This window comes from Streptomyces hiroshimensis, assembly GCF_014650335.1.
Taxonomy (GTDB): Bacteria; Actinomycetota; Actinomycetes; order Streptomycetales; family Streptomycetaceae; genus Streptomyces; species Streptomyces hiroshimensis.
The window spans coordinates 654,286-669,606 of record NZ_BMUT01000002.1 but is presented as its reverse complement, the minus strand read 5'-3'; the positions used below and the strand labels follow the sequence as shown (position 1 = coordinate 669,606).

Below are 15,321 nucleotides of genomic sequence, written 5' to 3'. Positions count from 1 at the left end.
ATGCCCCTGGCTCTGCTGGCGCTTGCCGTCTCCGCCTTCGGCATAGGGACGACCGAGTTCGTGATGATGGGCCTCCTGCCCAACGTCGCCGACGACCTGGGGACCTCCGTCCCCACCGCCGGCTACCTGGTCTCCGCCTACGCCCTCGGCGTCGTCGTCGGCGCCCCGCTGCTCACCGCCCTCGGCTCGCGCATCCCCCGCAAGCGGATGCTGATCCTGCTCATGGGCGTCTTCACCCTCGGGAACCTGGCCTCGGCGCTCGCCCCCACCTTCGGGACGCTCATCGCGGGCCGGGTCCTGGCCGGGCTGCCGCACGGCGCGTTCTTCGGTGTGGGCTCCGTCGTCGCCGCCCGCCTCGCGGGAGAGGGGCGGCAGGCCCGGGCCGTCGCCATGATGTTCCTCGGCCTGACGGTCGCCAACATCATCGGCGTCCCCGCGGCCACCCTCCTGGGACAGCACCTGGGCTGGCGCGCGACGTTCCTCGTCGTGGCCGCGATCGGCCTCGCGGCGATGGCCGCGCTCGCCCGCCTGATCCCCGAGCTGCCGCGCGAGCAGGGCGCGGGGCTGGGGCGCGAACTGCGCGCGCTCGGCGGCCGCCAGGTGCTGCTCGGCCTGCTGACCACGGTCTTCGGCTTCGCGGGCGTCTTCGCCGTCTACAGCTACCTCTCGGCGATGGCGGTCGAGGTCACCGGCTTCTCGGAGACCTCGGTCACCTTCGTACTGGCACTGTTCGGCACCGGCATGACCCTGGGCGTCCTGGCCGCCGGTCCCCTCACGGACCGCGCCCTGCGCCCCACGCTCTACGGGGCGCTGGCCGGGCTCGCGGCGGTCCTCGTCGTCTTCGACTTCACGGTGCACGTGAAGTGGGCGGCGCTGGTGACGGTCGTCCTGCTCGGCGCGGCCGGCTCCATGACCAGCACCCCGCTCCAAATGCTGATCATGAACAAGGCCAAGGCCGCACCGACCCTCGCCGCGGCCTCCAACCACTCCGCGTTCAACCTCGCGAACGCGGGCGGCGCCTGGCTCGGCGGCGTCGCCATCGCGGCAGGCTGGGGCTGGACGTCCCCCACGCTGGTCGGCGCGGCCCTCGCCGCGGCGGGCCTGCTGTGCGCGGTGGTGTCGGGCGCGCTGGACCGCGACGGCGGGGAGCCGTCGAAGGTGGTCGCGTCGGGCGACGCCGCCGCGGGCGACGCGGACCGGGCGCCGACGGCGGACCGGGTGTCGTAGCCGCCCGGGCCCGGCTGGTGGCGGGTCGTTGCTCTGCCGTCGGCGAATCTGCCAGGGGCAGAGAAGGCTGTGACGGGGGCGCCGACGGCCGGAGAGTGGTGGGACCACGCCGCCACCGGGCCAAGGAGGCTCCATGTCACCACTCGTCCTCGCACCGCACGCCAGCGACGGGGAGGCGTCCCCGACCCGCTTCGACGATCACCTCGCCTCGCTGCTCCTCACGCAGCGCATCGTCTTCCTCGGCACCGAAGTCAACGAGGTCTCCGCCAACCGCGTCTGCGCGCAGCTGCTCCTCCTCTCCGCCGAGGACCCCCGTACGGACATCGCCCTCTACATCAACAGCCCCGGCGGCTCGGTGACGGCCGGGCTGGCGATCTACGACACGATGCGGCTCATCCCCAACGACGTCTCCACCCTCGCCATGGGATTCGCCGCCAGCATGGGGCAGTTCCTCCTCACCGTCGGCACGGCGGGAAAGCGCTACGCCCTGCCCAACGCGCGGATCATGATGCACCAGCCCTCCGCCGGGATCGGCGGCACCGCCGCCGACATCGCCATCCAGGCAGAAAACCTCGAGTTCACGAAGAAGGCCGTCGAGCGCCTCACCGCCGCGCACACCGGCCAGTCCGAGGAGACCATCTCCCGCGACGGCGACCGCGACCGGTGGTTCACGGCCGAGCAGGCCAAGGAATACGGAATGATCGACCGCGTCGTGGAGTCCCTGGAGGACGTCCGCCCGGCCGGTACGAAGCGACGGATCGGACTCTGACGACATGAGCCAGTACACCATTCCGACGGTCGTCGAGCGCACCCCGAACGGCGAGCGGGCCTACGACGTCTTCAGCCGGCTGCTCTCCGAGCGCATCATCTTCCTCGGCACGGAGATCGACGACGGCGTCGCCAACGTCGTCATCGCCCAGCTCCTGCACCTCGAATCCTCCAGCCCGGACACCGAGATCGCCCTGTACATCAACTCCCCGGGCGGATCCTTCACTTCCCTCATGGCCATCTACGACACGATGACCTTCGTCCGCGCCCCCATCTCGACCTTCTGCGTCGGCCAGGCCGCCTCCACCGCGGCCGTGCTCCTCGCCGGAGGCGACCCGGGGCGGCGCTTCGTCCTCGAACACGCGCGGATCCTGCTGGGGCAGCCGGCGAGCGGCGGCCGACAGGGCACGGTCTCGGACCTCACCCTCCAGGCCAAGGAGATGCTCCGCATCCGCTCGGAGGTGGAAGAAGTCCTGTCCCGGCACACGGGCCACGACGTCGCGTCCCTCCGCGCCGACATGGACCGCGACAAGGTCTTCACGGCGCATGAGGCGGTGGCGTACGGGCTCGCCGACGCGGTCCTCAGCCGCAGGGAGCTGGCAGCTGCCGCCTGAGGGGGAGGGCTGTGATGGTGACGGGCGGCCGCGCTACGGGGGTGGGCGGCCGCCCTGCCGATGCGGCGGTCACGCCGCCAGGCGTACTTCACCCTGCCGCGGGGGCGCGCCCCGCCGGGCCGACGTTACGTGAGTTACGCGAGTTACGTGAGTGCGGCTCGCGAGACGGATGAGCTCCGCCTGAACCAGGGCGAGGAGCTCGGCCAGACTGAGGCCGAGGGCCTTGGCGGCGGCCGCGAGCACTTCGGAGGAGGCCTCCTTGCGCCCGCGCTCCACCTCGGAGAGATAGGGCATGGAGATCCGCCCGGCGTCGGCCACGTCCTTGAGCGTCCGCTTCTGAGCAAGCCGCTCACGACGCAGGACGTCCCCGACGATGTTCCGCCAGAGGGGTTCGGTGGCGGTGGCGGGGCACAGGGGGATAACGCGGGCGGCGGCCGCGGCTGTCTTCGACGCTTGGCTGGTCACCACTTCAGCCTAGAACGACGGCAACGGTCCGAAGGTGTTGAGCCGTTCTGCCGCCCGCGAAATCCCAGTGGGGCCGGACGCGCTACCCGCGGCTGCCGGAGGCGAGCTGGAGCTTGAGTTCATCGAGGCTCGCCACGGTGGATCGATCGGCAACGGTGGCGCAGGCACGGCTGTCGGTGAGTACGGCGTTGTCGACGTTGGCACAGGCCGGGCCCGAATTGCCGAGACTTTCGGCGGCATTGGTGGTGACACCGGCGGAGCCGAGGCTTTCGAAGGCGATGGTGCCGACACCGGTGGAGCTGATCGTGCCGACGCCCAGGGCAAGGGCCCAGCGTGGGATGACATCGAACATCATCGGGCGGGCGGCGGCCTCACCCTGACGGGCATTGCCGTCCGCCGCCACAGCTTGCGCGGAAGCGGCGGGGCCGACTGCAAGCAGGGTCAGCAGGGCGGTGGTGGTGAAGGCGCGGAAGACACGACGCAAGGCAGGTCCTCTCCGGCGGTAGGCGGGCAGGCGGCGCACGCACGTGAGGCCCTGCGGGCCAGCGGATCCGTCGTGAGACTTCCCCATCCCCCGAATGGGCTAAGCGTCACCTCACCCGAACGTGTCCCCCAGCACCCGTGTACGACTCGCCGCCCTGCCGTGCCTGTTCTGACCCGCAGTCAACCCACGGATGTAAAGACAACGAACTGGGCCCACGCGACGGCCGGAACGGCTAGCGCGGGGCCCTGCGGGCGCTTCGAGTCCCGCACGTGGACGGTGTGGGGGTGCGTGGCCACTTCAACACAATCTCCGGCCGCGCCACCGCTGTAACTCGACTTGAGCCATATGAGTTCGGTGCTCATAGTTCCTCTGCCAACTCCTTGATGAATCGTGCGGTTTCCTCGGGGCTGAGAGCATGGCGAGCGATCATTGTGTGCCGCTGGATAAGGGCAGCGACCTTCTCCGAGTTCGAGTGCATCGAACTGGTCGTCTGACCCTCCTCGTAGGCGAAATGCTCGTGTTCAGGCGTCTGCACCAGTACGAACGGCCCGTCGAGCCCCGGATGCGACGCGTTGAACGTCACGGCCTGGACGACGATGTTTCGCCGCTCACCCATCTCCAGCAAGTGCAGGAGCTGCCTCTTGTGCGCCTGGGGGGAGCCGAGCGTATTGCGCAGTGCAGGCTCCCCAATGAGGAAGGTGAACGCTTTGGTCTGGGTGGCGAGTACCGCTTGTCGATCCAGCCGGGCCTTAACTCGCTCCTCGACCGTCGCGTCGTCCACCGGCGGCCAATGCGAGCTGAACAGCGTGCGCATGGTCTCCTCCGTCTGGAGCAGACCCGGAATGAGCAGAGGCTGATAGGAGTGAAGGGCGACCGCCGCGGCCTCGTGGCGCACGAAGTCCCGGGCGTAGGGGGCCGTCCGATCCGGCTGCAGGTAGTCCTGCGTCGCGATCAGCTTCCCCCGCGCTCCGCACATCTCGTCCGCCACCCGGAGCAGCTGCGGCGTCGGCTTCCGACGCCCTTGCTCCATCGACTTCACCGTCTCCTCCCCGTACCCCGCCTCACGCCCCAGTTCCTCGCGGGTGACTCCCGCCTCCGTCCTCCACAGCTTGACCTGGTTGCCGCAGAGCCGCCATGCCATCGGCGGCTGAGAGAGCACACTGTCGTTCACGGTTCCCCGCCCTTCCCGTAAGTCGTCCGTATCAACGGACGCTACGGCGGACAAGCCCCGTACAAGCCGGGTTCGAACCCGCATCCCACGTGTGAGTGAACGACCCCGGACGGAGTCAGGCAGCCAGGCCCAAAGACCGGACCAGCTGCGCGAGTTCCTCGCGGAAGAGCTTGTCCGGGCTCAGCATCTGCGTGCGCAGGTGGCCGTAGATCTCCAGGCAGAGCAGGCCGTGCAGGTGTCCCCAGATGCGGAGCGCGAGCGCCACCGCCGCCGGGGGGAGGTCCGGGAAGGCCGGGCGGATCTTGCTGAGGAGGCCGGGGTCGAAGTCGGACCACTGGAAGTCCTCGGAGGCCGGGGAGGCCTGGGATGCCTTCGGCCAAGCCACGGCCGCCAGCGCCGTGAGCCCCGTGCAGACGCGCTGCGCAGCATCGGGGGCCGCGCCGCCTTCGGGGGCCTGGTAGCCGGGGACGGGGTCGCCGTAGATGAGGCGGAACCCGGCGGGGTTGGCGAGGGCCCAGTTACGGAAGGCGTGCGCCCAGGCCCGGATGCGGCCGGCCGGATCGTCCGCCGCGGCAGCGGCCCACGCGGCGTCGACGGCGTCGGCGAGCGCGGTGTACACGTCGTCGATGAGCGCCGTGACCAGGTCGTCGCGGGTGGCGAAGTAGCCGTAGATGGCGTTGGCGGTCATGCCCATCTCGCGGGCGATGGCCCGCAGGGTGATGGCGTCCGGGCCGCCCGAGGCCATCAGCCGCAGTGCCACGTCCTTGATTTCGGCCGTCGTCTCGGCCCGCAGCCGCTCGCGCCGCCCTCTGGTCCTCGTCTCCGCCACCCCGTCACTCTACAGCGGTCACTGGATTGATTGCCGTATCGAAACTTCACACCGTATAGTTTCGACACCGCGTCACTCAGAGACGCATTCCAAAGGGGGAGAACCATGCACATCGGAGTCATAGGAGCTACCGGCACCATCGGCAGCCGAGTCGTCACCGAAGCGCTCGGCCGGGGCCATGTCGTCACGGCGTTCAGCCGCGACGCCTCGCGGATCGAGGAGAGCCGCCCGAACGTGACGTGGGCGAGCGTCGACGTCCTCGACGCGGCGAGCATCGCCGCCGTCCTGCCCGGTCTGGACGTGCTGATCAGCGGCTTCCAGCCGGGCAACGCCGCCAAGGACATGGCGGACACCCTCCAGCGCTCCATCGCCGACCCCACCGTCCACACCACCGCCGCCCGGGCACTGCTCAAGGCCCTGGAGAGCCACCCCAGGACGCGGCTGATCGTGATCGGCGGCGCCGGGAGCCTGGAGGTGGAGCCCGGCGTGGCGCTCGCGGACTCCGGCGAGCACCTGTACCGGACGCTCGACGAGGTCGGGCTGCCCAGGGAGTACGCGGCCGCCGTGCGCGGAGCCCGGGACGGCCTGAACGTCCTGCGGACGTCGAACCGCCTCTGGACCTACTTCAGCCCGGCCGAGGACATCGCCCCCGGCGAGCGAACCGGCCGGTTCCGGATCGGCGGAGACCAGGCAGTGCGGGATGCCGACGGGCGCAGCCGGGTCTCGGCGGAGGACGCCGCGGTCGCCCTGATCGACGAGGTGGAGCTGCCCCGCTTCGTGCAGCGCCGCTTCACCATCGGATACTGATTCCCTCATACGCGCCCCGCTCATATGGGTGAGAACCCCCGTAACTCCCCCTTCCACTCCCGCCCTTGCGCGAAGCTCGGCGTATGGACGCCGTACGGGTCGCGCTGTTGCGGGAAGTGCTCGCCGGGACCGAGTGGTTGCAGGACACGCGCCGGTTCGCCGGGGCGCTGCGCGCCTCCGTGGCGCGGCGGCACGGGGGGCTGCTGCTCGTGGGGACCGAGGCGTACGAGCCCTGGCATCTGGCGGCGCATCTGGATGACGAGGCCGCGTGGTCGGGGCTGCCGGAGCTGTCGCCGACGCTCGTGCGGCACCGGGTCCCGCCGGGCGTCCCGGCCCACTTGTCGGTCGGGCTGGGCCGCCTGGAGGCGGCGCGGCGGGGCGAGACGCTGCTGGTGGTGACGGCGGACGAGGCGGGCGAGGGGTTGCTGGAGCGGGTGCACGACGCCCGGCGGGGCGGGGCGACGGTGCTGTCCCTGGACGGGGCTCCGGAGGGCGCGGGCTCCGAGATGTCGGCGCTCGCCCACGACCGGCTCGCCGTGCCCGCGCCGCCGCCGACGTCCTGCGTCTCGACGACCACTGAGCTCGACCTCGACACCGTGCAGCACCTGGTGAGCGCGGCCGCCGGGGAGAACGGGCTGCCCGCGCCGCGCGGCGGGCGGCGGCGGTTCCGGGACCGGCTGGCGCGGCTCGCGGACCAGTTGGCGGCGCCGCCTCCGCCGCGCTGGTAGGCGCGGGCGGGGCCGGATCCGGAAGTCCGCACTCGAAGGTCCGCGTTCGAAAAAGCGTTTGCTCCCGATCTTCCGCTTATGGACCATGGTCTCCCGTGACTGCGCAAGACCCCCCTTCCCCCTCCCCTGCCCCGGAACCCTCTTCCGGACGGCTCCGCGCCCTGCTGCCCGATCTGACGCCCTGGCGCTCCTCCCGTGACTTCCGCCGTATGTGGGTGGCGGGTCTGGTCACCGTCTTCGGTACCTTCCTGACCTTCATCGCGGTGCCCCTGCAGCTCAAGGAGCTGACCGGGTCCGCGCTCGCAGTCGGTGCGGTCGGGGCCGTCGAGCTGGTGCCGCTGGTGATCTTCGGGCTGTACGGAGGAGCGCTCGCCGACGCCCTCGACCGGCGGAAGCTGATCCTGTGGACGGAGGCCGGTCTCGGCGTCCTCTCCGGGCTCCTGCTGCTCAACACCCTCCTGCCGCACCCGATGATCTGGCCGCTGTACGTGGTGGCAGCGCTGGTCAGTGCGCTGAGCGGGATCCAGCGGCCGGCGCTGCAGGCGATCGTGCCGCGCATCGTCGCGCACGAGCAGCTGCCCGCGGCCGTGGCGCTGAACTCGATGCGCTGGCAGATCGGCGCCATCGCCGGCCCGTCGCTGGCCGGTGTGATCACCGCTTACGCGGGCCTGCAGTGGGCGTACGCGCTGGACGTCGTCTCGTATGCGGTCTCCGCGCTGCTGCTGCTCGGGCTGGCCCCGTCCCCCGCCGCGCACGAGGCGGACAAGCCGTCGCTGCGCGGCATCCTGGAGGGCGCGCAGTACGCGTGGAGCCGTAAGGACCTGCTCGGCACGTACGCGATCGACATGGCGGCGATGCTGTTCGCCTTCCCGACCGCGATCTTCCCGTTCCTGGCGGACGATCTGGACGCGCCCTGGGCGCTGGGCCTGATGTACGCGGCGGGCGCGGTGGGCTCCCTGGCGGTGAGCCTGACCAGCGGCTGGGTGTCGCGGGTGCACCGGCACGGCCGGATGGTGGTCTACGCGGCGCTGGGCTGGGGCGCGGCGATGGCCGTCGCGGGCTGGCTGGGGAACGTGTGGCTGGTGCTGCTGTTCCTGGCCGTGGCGGGCGGCTGCGACATGGTGAGCGGCCTGTTCCGTTCGGCGATCTGGGACCAGACGATCCCGGACGAGCTGCGGGGCCGGCTGGCGGGGATCGAGATGCTGTCGTACTCGGTGGGCCCGCAGCTGGGGCAGGTCCGTGCGGGCGGCATGGCCTCCCTGACGAACGTGCGTGCCTCGGTGTGGGCCGGCGGCCTGGCGTGTGTGGCGTCCGTGGGCCTGCTGGCGCTGTCGCTGCCGAAGCTGCTGGCCTACGACCAGCGGACGGACGAGCACGCGGTGCGGATGCGGCGTGTGAAGGCTGCCGCGGACGAAGTGGCCGAGGCCGCCTAGGCACCGCCGGTCACGCCGGTGGGGGCTTAGCGCCGTCGCGGCGGGAGTGAAAGGCGAGGCCTTTCAACCGCACTGCGTTCCTTGCCGTAGGCAAGGAGTTCCCGCCGCGACGGCGCGCAACCCCCACCAGGGGGATCGGCGGTGCCGGACCGGCCTCAGCCGGTCTTCGGGCCCTCGCCGCCGGCGCCGGCATCGTCGTTCCAGCGCGGATCGGTCCGCCATTCCTCGTTCCGCTCGCGCGCCGTCTCCATCGCGTGCGAGGCCTCCTCGCGCGTGCCGTACGGCCCCAGCCGGTCCGCGGCCCGGCACTGCGGGCCCTCCTCCACCACGCCGTGCTCCAGGCAGTAGTACCACTCGCCCGGCTTGCCGGCCGTCCGCTTCTTGAACAGTGGCATCGGGACCTCCCTCACATCCGTCGTCTCGCCCACATGGTCCCCGATGAGCGCTGGCTACACTCGCTGACATGTCTGGCCAGTCGCTTCTCGCCCCGGGGACCCTGTCCCCCACCCGCCCCGTCCCCGCCTCCATCGCGCGGCCCGAGTACGTCGGGAAGGACGCTCCCACCCCGTACTCCGGCCCGGAGATCCAGGACGAGGGGACGATCGAGCGGATGCGCATCGCGGGCCGCATCGCCGCGCAGGCGATGGAGGAGGCGGCCAAGCTGATCGCGCCGGGCGTGACCACGGACGAGCTGGACCGCGTCGCGCACGAGTACATGTGCGACCACGGCGCCTACCCGTCGACGCTCGGCTACCGCGGCTTCCCGAAGTCGCTGTGCGCGTCGGTCAACGAGGTCATCTGCCACGGCATCCCCGACTCGACCGTCCTGCGCGACGGCGACATCGTGAACCTCGACGTGACGGCGTTCATCGGCGGCGTGCACGGCGACAACAACGCCACCTACCTGTGCGGCGACGTGGACGAGGAGTCGCGCCTGCTGGTGGAGCGGACGCGCGAGGCCCTCAACCGCGCGATCAAGGCGGTCAAGCCGGGCCGCCGGATCAACGTCATCGGCCGGGTGATCGAGTCGTACGCCAAGCGCTTCGGCTACGGCGTCGTCCGCGACTTCACGGGCCACGGCATCAATTCCTCGTTCCACTCCGGCCTGATCGTCCCCCACTACGACAGCCCGCACCACGACACCCTGATCCAGCCCGGCATGACGTTCACGATCGAGCCGATGCTGACGCTCGGGACGTACGAGTACGACATGTGGGAGGACGGCTGGACGGTCGTCACGAAGGACCGGAAGCGGACGGCGCAGTTCGAGCACACGCTGGTGGTGACGGACACGGGTGCGGAGATCCTCACTCTTCCGTAAGCCTGCGGGGCGGCCGTCCGGGCGCTAACGTTTTTACCGACGGGACGTCGGGAACTCATTGACTTAGGTAAACCTAAGTAGCAAGAATGGCTTCCCGACGCCACGCCCGTCCCTCGGTCACCCGGAGGTCCGCCTTGGACGCGCCCGCCACCACGCCGTTCTCCACGCTCATCCGCACCGCCTCGCACGAGCAGCACACGCAGGCGGAGAACTCGTCGTTCATGAGCGACATGCTCGGCGGCCGCCTCGGCGTCGACGCCTACCGGCGCTACACCGAACAGCTCTGGTTCGTCTACCGCGCCCTGGAGGCGGCCTCCCCGGGCCTCGCGGGCGACCCCGTCGCCGGGCCCTTCATCCGCCCCGAGCTGGCCCGCACCGCCGAGCTGGAGCGCGACCTGGCCCACCTGGGCGGCCCGGACTGGCACAGCGGCCTTACGCCCCTCCCCGCGACCGCGCAGTACGCGGCCCGGATCGAGGAGTGCGCGCGCGACTGGCCCGCGGGCTACGTCGCCCACCACTACACGCGCTACCTGGGCGACCTCTCCGGCGGCCAGATCATCCGCGGCACCGCCGAGAAGACCTGGGGCTTCGCCCGCAAGGGCGATGGCGTCCGCTTCTACGTCTTCGAGGCCATAGCCAACCCGGCCGCCTTCAAGCGCGAGTACCGCGAGCTGCTGGACGCCCTGCCGGTGGACGATCTGGAGAAGCAGCGCGTGGTCGACGAGTGCAAGCGCGCGTTCGCGCTGAACACGGCGGTCTTCCAGGCGCTGGGGCGGGAGTTCCCGCTGAGTGCGTAGCGCGCACGCGTGTGCGCGCGTGCGCGTGCCGGCCGGGGCGGCCGCCCCGGCCGGGCCGTGCTCCCCGCCGGGGCGGCGGGGAGCACGGTCCTTCTGCGTTCAGGCCTCTGCCATCAGGCCCCTGCGATCAGCCCCGGGCCCCGCCGCGGCGGCGGGCGGCGAAGACGGCGCCGCCGCCCACGAGCACGAGCGCTCCGGCTGCGCCGAGCAGGGGGCCGGCCGGGGTGTTGGCCCCGGTGCTGGCGAGGGAGGCGGTGCTGAGGCTGCCGCCGGTGGAATCGCCGCCGGTGGTGGAGCCGCCACCGGTCGTCCCCGCACCGCCGGTGGTGGAACCGCCGGTCGTGGAACCGCCGCCGGTGGAGCCGGCATCCGAGCCGCTGCCACTGCTGCCACTGCCGGAGCCCTGGGAGCCGGAACCGGAACCCGTGCTGATGCCGGTCTCCGGGCCCGAAGGAGCCTGGTCCGTCGGGAGCTTCGCGTTCTTGTCGACAGCGACCCTGACCGTCACCGGGGCAACGGGTTCACCCTTCTCGTAGTTCATGAAGACCTTCGCCCCCTCTTCGGTGAGCGCGCCCGGGAGGGCCCAGAGGGTGACGATGCCGTCCTTGGCCTTGAGGGCGTCTGCGGTGAGCTGCAGCTCGGCGAGGGACACCCCCTGGGTGGTCTTCATCTCGCCGGACTGCATGTCCTTGGTGCTGACATCCGCGCTGAGCTTGCCGCTCTTGTCGGCCGTCTTCGCCGTCACCTTGAAGTTGCTGAACTTCACGTCCAGCTGCCCCTTGTGGCCCGTGAAGCGCACCGAGCCGGTGAAGCCGGCGTCGAGGGCGCCCGCCGTGGCGTCGTACGAGCCCTTGCCCTTGACGAAGCGGAAGTTGTCGCCGGACTTCTGCGCCTCGTCCCCGAGCTCCGTCTTGCCGCCGGTGGCCGGCTTAGCGATGTAGTCGCGGAAGCGCTTCTTCATGCCCCAGTCGAGGTTGCCGTCGACGATGACCTTGCCGGTCTTGTCCTCCGTCTGGGAGCCCTGACCGGACGTCGACCCCTGGCCCGACGACGATCCCTGGCCCGACGATGAACCCTGACCCGACGATGAACCCTGACCCGCCGACGAGCCCTCGCCCGCCGTCGAACCCTGACCCGAAGACGACCCCTGGCCCGACGTCGAGCCCTGAGACGAACCCTGACCCGACGTCGAACCTTGAGACGAACCCTGACCCGCCGACGCGCCCCCGCCCGACGTCGAGCCCTCACCGGGGGTTTCCTTCACGGAGAGCGTGACCGGGTCGAGGTCCTCGCCCTCCTTGTAGTACGGGTTCTCCCCGTCGCTGAAGACCTTCGCGCCCTCTGCCGTGATCTTCGCCGGTATCTTCGCGTAGGTCTTCACGCCGTCCGCGCCGTCGGCAGGCTTGACGCCCGACAGGTCGAGCGCAGCGATCGGCACGTCGTCCCGGGTCCCCTCGGGCGTCGTGACGTCCGCAGTGATACTGCCCTTCTTGCCGCCGCTCTGCGCGTCGGTGGAGAGCTTCAGGTCGGCGAGCTTGATGTCGAGTGTCCACCCCCCGTCCTTCTTGGGGTAGGCGAAGAAGTGCACGCTGCCCTTGAAGGTGGTGGCGATGGCCTGCGAGGAGGGGTCCTGGGTGCCCTCACCGCCGGTGAAGGTGAAGACGCCGTTCTTCTCCGGCTGCTCGGCTCCGTCCTCGACCTTGGTCTCGCCACGGGCGATCGGCTTCGTGAGGTGATCCCGGAAGGCTTCCTTCACGCCCCACTCCAGCGTGCCTTCCTTGAGCACCGTCTTCGACGCCCCGTCGGTCTTGGCCGGGGTGTCGGCCGCAAGCGCAGGCACGGTCAGCGCCGTGGCGCCGAGCACGGTCGCCGTGGCGAGCGCGGCAAGCGCCCGGCGTGAGGTGGCGGTCATCGTCAGTTGTCTCCTTGAGAGATGAGAAGAGGCCGCGCCGGCCGCGCCGTGTGAGGGGTGCGCCGCGGCCGGCGCGGAGTCGGGTGGTCTCAGTCGGCGGACCGGCGGCGGCGCAGGACGACGACGGCGGCCGCGGCCACCACGACGACGCCCGCGGCACCCGCGGCGACCGGGAGCACCGGGAAGGACGAGGAAGAGGAGGCATCGGTTGCACCGTTTGCGGCCACCTTGCGGCCGGAAGCCGCCTCTTGACCCGCACTCGGCAGCGGCGCCGGGGCCTTGCCCAGGTCCGGCAGCGACGGCAGCTTCGCCTGCGCGCCGAGGGGGACCGCGAGGGAGACCGGGTCCATCTCCGTGCCCTCCCGGTACATGTCGCCGAAGGCCTTCGCGCCGTCGGCCGTGAGGGTGGCCGGGGCCTCGGTGACGGCGGCGAGGCCGTCCTTCTCCTTCAGCCCGGAGGCGTCGAAGGTGACGAGCGGAACGTTTTTCTGCGGGCTTCCGCCGTTGCCGCTCACGTCGGCGGCGAGCGTTCCCTTACGGTCCTTCGCCGTCACCTTGACCGCGCTCAGGGTCAGGTCGAGGTGCTTGCCGGTGAAGCGGAGGGCGCCGGTGAACGCGGCGTCGAGGGTGCCCGCCTCCGCGTCGTACGTGCCCTTTCCGTCCGGGAAGCGGAAGAGTGCGCCGCCGTCCTGGGCGCCGTCGGTCAGCTTCCAGGAGCCCTGGGAGACGGGCCCGGTGACGTATTCGCGGAAGGTGCGGCGCACGCCCCAGTCGACGGCCGCGCCGGTGAAGCCGCCCTTGGGGGCGTCCTTCTTCTCCGGATCCGGCGCGCCGGAGGGCTGTGCGCCGGAGGACGGCGCTCCGGAGGCCGGCGCACCGCTCGTCGCCGCCAGGACGTCCGCCGACAGGGCGACCGGGTCCAGCGCCGTGCCCGCCGCGTAGTAGCCCGCGAAGCCCTTCGCGCCGTCGGCCGTGAGCGTCGCGGGGACGTCGGCCAGCGTCACGGCCGTCCCGGCGCCCCGCATGTTCACGCCCTTCAGGTCGAGCGCGGCGAGCGGCACCTGTGCCGCCTGCGTGACCGCGCCCGTGCCCTTGGCCTTGCTGGTCATGTCGGCGTAGAGGGTGCCGCTCCCGTTCTTGATGCGGACGGTGGGGCGGCTGAGGGTGAGGTCGAGTTCGTACGAGCCGTCGGGCTTCTTGTGGCCGGTGAAGTGCACGCCGCCCGAGAAGCCGGCCTCGAAGGCTCCGCTCCCCGCCTCGTAGCCGCCCTTGGCGGAGTGGAAGCGGAACCGGCTGCCGTCGATCGTGGCGGCCCCGCCCCGCAGCTCCCAGCCGCCCTGGGCGACGGGGCCGGTGACGTAGCTCTGGAAGGAGGACTTGACGCCCCAGTCCAGGCGGCCGCCGGAGACCGTCCGCGCCGCGCCGGCCTCTCCGTCCGCGCGGGCGACCGCCCCGGGCGCCCACCCCGCCAGCACCGCCGCCAGCAGGGCGACGACGGGGGCGCGGGCGGGTCTGGGCGGCGGCAGCATCGAAAGGGCCCCTTCCGGGCGGGACAGCGCGGAACAGCAGGCATCGCAAGACATCGCAAGACACCGCGCTATAGCGACTTAGGTAAGGCTAACCTAAGCTACGTCCCATCAGGTCGGAAACCCCCGGCCGGAGCGAAAGGCGGAACAGTGCTTCAACGGCAGTCGGCGGGCCCTCCGGTAGCTACCCCGCGCCGCACCGGCGTACGCGCCGCACTGCTCACTTGGCTCACTTTGATCGCCCTGGCCCTCACCGGCTGTGGCTCCTCGGACAGTTCGAGCAGCACAACCGCCGCGAAAAAGACGGACAAGGCGCCGGCCGCCGACCGTATCGAGCCACTCCCCGACACGCCGAAGGCCCAACTGCCCGCCACCGTACGGTCCGCGGACGGCCACGACGTCACCGTCCGCAGCGCGGACCGGATCGTTCCGCTCACCGGGGCGCTGTCCGAGATCGTCTTCAGCCTCGGCCTCGGCGAGCGGGTCGTCGCCCGCGACGTCACCGCCACCTTCGAGCAGGCGGCGAAGCTGCCCGTGGTCACCCGCGCCCACGACGTCTCGGCCGAGAGCGTCCTTTCGCTCAAGCCCACGCTCGTCCTGGCGGAGACCACGACCGGGCCCGCCGAGGCCGTCGACCAGATCCGCGCCGCCGGGATCCCCCTCGTCGTCCTCGACCCGGCCAGGAAGCTCGCCGACATCGGGCCGCGCACCGCCAAGGTGGCCGCCGCCCTCGGTGTCCGCGGCGCGGGGGACGAGCTCAACCGCCGTACGCAGCAGCGCCTGGAGAAGGCCGCGGAGGCCGTCCCGCACGACGGCGGGAAGAGCGGCAAGAGCGGCAAGGACGGCAGGAAGCCGCGCGTCGCCTTCCTCTACCTGCGCGGCTCGGCCTCCGTCTACCTCCTCGGCGGGGCCGGGTCCGGCGCGGACTCGCTCATCGAGGCGGCGGGCGGCGTGGACGCGGGCAAGGAGTCCGGTCTGAAGAAGGACTTCACGCCCCTCACCAGCGAGGCCCTCGCCAAAGCCGCGCCCGACGTCATCCTCGTGATGAGCAAGGGGCTCGCGTCCGTCGGCGGCGTGGACGGCCTGGTGAAGATCCCGGGCGTCGGGCAGACCCCGGCCGGACTGGACCGCCGCGTCGCCTCCGTGGACGACGGCGTCCTGCTGAACTTCGGCCCCCGCACCGACACCGTCCTCGCCTCCCTCATCGAGCAGATCCACGGCGGGAAGCGACCGTGACCC

General features: G+C 71.4%; 17 protein-coding genes. 9 read left to right on the top strand and 8 right to left on the bottom strand.

What is annotated here, in order from left to right:
• From IE241_RS08405 to IE241_RS08395, 3 genes are all read left to right on the top strand, one after another.
• The gene (locus tag IE241_RS08405; RefSeq protein ID WP_190020965.1) at positions 1-1,227 is read left to right on the top strand and encodes an MFS transporter; all 1,227 of its coding nucleotides are present in this window, start codon (positions 1-3) and stop codon (positions 1,225-1,227) included.
• Positions 1,228-1,360: 133 nt separating this feature from the next.
• Positions 1,361-1,996, top strand: coding sequence for a ClpP family protease (locus IE241_RS08400; RefSeq protein WP_190020964.1), 636 nt, complete (start codon positions 1,361-1,363; stop codon positions 1,994-1,996).
• A 4-nt stretch (positions 1,997-2,000) separates the two neighbouring features.
• Positions 2,001-2,609, top strand: coding sequence for a ClpP family protease (locus IE241_RS08395; protein ID WP_190020963.1), 609 nt, complete (start codon positions 2,001-2,003; stop codon positions 2,607-2,609).
• A gap of 69 nt (positions 2,610-2,678) precedes the next feature.
• Here IE241_RS08395 and IE241_RS08390 read toward each other — a convergent pair whose 3' ends face one another.
• The 5 genes from IE241_RS08390 to IE241_RS08370 all read right to left on the bottom strand — a co-directional run bounded on the left by IE241_RS08390 (position 2,679) and on the right by IE241_RS08370 (position 5,558).
• On the bottom strand, positions 2,679-3,074 hold the full coding sequence (locus IE241_RS08390) for a helix-turn-helix domain-containing protein (protein ID WP_190020962.1): 396 nt from the start codon (positions 3,072-3,074) through the stop codon (positions 2,679-2,681).
• An 82-nt stretch (positions 3,075-3,156) separates the two neighbouring features.
• The gene (locus tag IE241_RS08385) at positions 3,157-3,558 is read right to left on the bottom strand and encodes a hypothetical protein (protein WP_190020961.1); all 402 of its coding nucleotides are present in this window, start codon (positions 3,556-3,558) and stop codon (positions 3,157-3,159) included.
• A 179-nt stretch (positions 3,559-3,737) separates the two neighbouring features.
• The gene (locus IE241_RS08380) at positions 3,738-3,920 is read right to left on the bottom strand and encodes a DUF397 domain-containing protein (protein ID WP_190020960.1); all 183 of its coding nucleotides are present in this window, start codon (positions 3,918-3,920) and stop codon (positions 3,738-3,740) included.
• Positions 3,917-4,729 (bottom strand): helix-turn-helix domain-containing protein, encoded by an 813-nt coding sequence (locus tag IE241_RS08375; protein WP_308433647.1) that lies wholly within the window; start codon positions 4,727-4,729, stop codon positions 3,917-3,919. The genes IE241_RS08380 and IE241_RS08375 overlap by 4 nt, the downstream gene beginning before the upstream one ends.
• 115 nt (positions 4,730-4,844) lie before the next feature.
• The gene (locus tag IE241_RS08370; protein WP_190020959.1) at positions 4,845-5,558 is read right to left on the bottom strand and encodes a TetR/AcrR family transcriptional regulator; all 714 of its coding nucleotides are present in this window, start codon (positions 5,556-5,558) and stop codon (positions 4,845-4,847) included.
• Positions 5,559-5,663: 105 nt separating this feature from the next.
• Between IE241_RS08370 and IE241_RS08365 the strand changes: the two genes are divergently transcribed.
• The 3 genes from IE241_RS08365 (at position 5,664) to IE241_RS08355 (ending at position 8,526) form a co-directional block, all read left to right on the top strand.
• A complete protein-coding gene (locus IE241_RS08365) occupies positions 5,664-6,365 on the top strand; it encodes an NAD(P)-dependent oxidoreductase (RefSeq protein ID WP_190020958.1) in 702 nt (233 codons plus the stop codon).
• Positions 6,366-6,448: 83 nt separating this feature from the next.
• Positions 6,449-7,093, top strand: coding sequence for a hypothetical protein (locus tag IE241_RS08360; RefSeq protein ID WP_190020957.1), 645 nt, complete (start codon positions 6,449-6,451; stop codon positions 7,091-7,093).
• A gap of 95 nt (positions 7,094-7,188) precedes the next feature.
• Positions 7,189-8,526: an MFS transporter gene (locus IE241_RS08355; protein WP_190020956.1), complete on the top strand. Its 1,338-nt coding sequence runs from the start codon at positions 7,189-7,191 to the stop codon at positions 8,524-8,526.
• Positions 8,527-8,681: 155 nt separating this feature from the next.
• Here IE241_RS08355 and IE241_RS08350 read toward each other — a convergent pair whose 3' ends face one another.
• Complete coding sequence (locus tag IE241_RS08350; protein WP_190020955.1) at positions 8,682-8,921, bottom strand: hypothetical protein; 240 nt, start codon at positions 8,919-8,921, stop codon at positions 8,682-8,684.
• A gap of 68 nt (positions 8,922-8,989) precedes the next feature.
• Here IE241_RS08350 and map point away from each other — a divergent pair, with 68 nt between their 5' ends.
• Positions 8,990-9,847, top strand: coding sequence for a type I methionyl aminopeptidase (gene map / locus IE241_RS08345; protein ID WP_190020954.1), 858 nt, complete (start codon positions 8,990-8,992; stop codon positions 9,845-9,847).
• 134 nt (positions 9,848-9,981) lie between these two features.
• Positions 9,982-10,644, top strand: coding sequence for a biliverdin-producing heme oxygenase (locus IE241_RS08340; RefSeq protein ID WP_229898919.1), 663 nt, complete (start codon positions 9,982-9,984; stop codon positions 10,642-10,644).
• A 127-nt stretch (positions 10,645-10,771) separates the two neighbouring features.
• Here the strand turns inward: IE241_RS08340 and IE241_RS08335 are convergent, their stop codons facing one another.
• Positions 10,772-12,556: an HtaA domain-containing protein gene (locus IE241_RS08335; RefSeq protein WP_190020952.1), complete on the bottom strand. Its 1,785-nt coding sequence runs from the start codon at positions 12,554-12,556 to the stop codon at positions 10,772-10,774.
• 89 nt (positions 12,557-12,645) lie between these two features.
• Positions 12,646-14,082: an HtaA domain-containing protein gene (locus tag IE241_RS08330; protein ID WP_229898970.1), complete on the bottom strand. Its 1,437-nt coding sequence runs from the start codon at positions 14,080-14,082 to the stop codon at positions 12,646-12,648.
• A 150-nt stretch (positions 14,083-14,232) separates the two neighbouring features.
• Between IE241_RS08330 and IE241_RS08325 the strand changes: the two genes are divergently transcribed.
• Complete coding sequence (locus tag IE241_RS08325) at positions 14,233-15,318, top strand: heme/hemin ABC transporter substrate-binding protein (protein ID WP_373300610.1); 1,086 nt, start codon at positions 14,233-14,235, stop codon at positions 15,316-15,318.
• Positions 15,319-15,321: the final 3 nt, after the last annotated feature.

What these genes read in the sequence shown, in the direction of transcription:
- IE241_RS08405 (WP_190020965.1), top strand. Translation starts at nt 1, where the DNA reads ATGCCCCTGGCTCTGCTGGCGCTTGCCGTCTCCGCCTTCGGCATAGGG.
- IE241_RS08400 (WP_190020964.1), top strand. Translation starts at nt 1,361, where the DNA reads ATGTCACCACTCGTCCTCGCACCGCACGCCAGCGACGGGGAGGCGTCC.
- IE241_RS08395 (WP_190020963.1), top strand. Translation starts at nt 2,001, where the DNA reads ATGAGCCAGTACACCATTCCGACGGTCGTCGAGCGCACCCCGAACGGC.
- IE241_RS08380 (WP_190020960.1), bottom strand. Translation starts at nt 3,920, where the DNA reads ATGAGCACCGAACTCATATGGCTCAAGTCGAGTTACAGCGGTGGCGCG.
- IE241_RS08365 (WP_190020958.1), top strand. Translation starts at nt 5,664, where the DNA reads ATGCACATCGGAGTCATAGGAGCTACCGGCACCATCGGCAGCCGAGTC.
- IE241_RS08360 (WP_190020957.1), top strand. Translation starts at nt 6,449, where the DNA reads ATGGACGCCGTACGGGTCGCGCTGTTGCGGGAAGTGCTCGCCGGGACC.
- IE241_RS08350 (WP_190020955.1), bottom strand. Translation starts at nt 8,921, where the DNA reads ATGCCACTGTTCAAGAAGCGGACGGCCGGCAAGCCGGGCGAGTGGTAC.
- map (WP_190020954.1), top strand. Translation starts at nt 8,990, where the DNA reads ATGTCTGGCCAGTCGCTTCTCGCCCCGGGGACCCTGTCCCCCACCCGC.
- IE241_RS08335 (WP_190020952.1), bottom strand. Translation starts at nt 12,556, where the DNA reads ATGACCGCCACCTCACGCCGGGCGCTTGCCGCGCTCGCCACGGCGACC.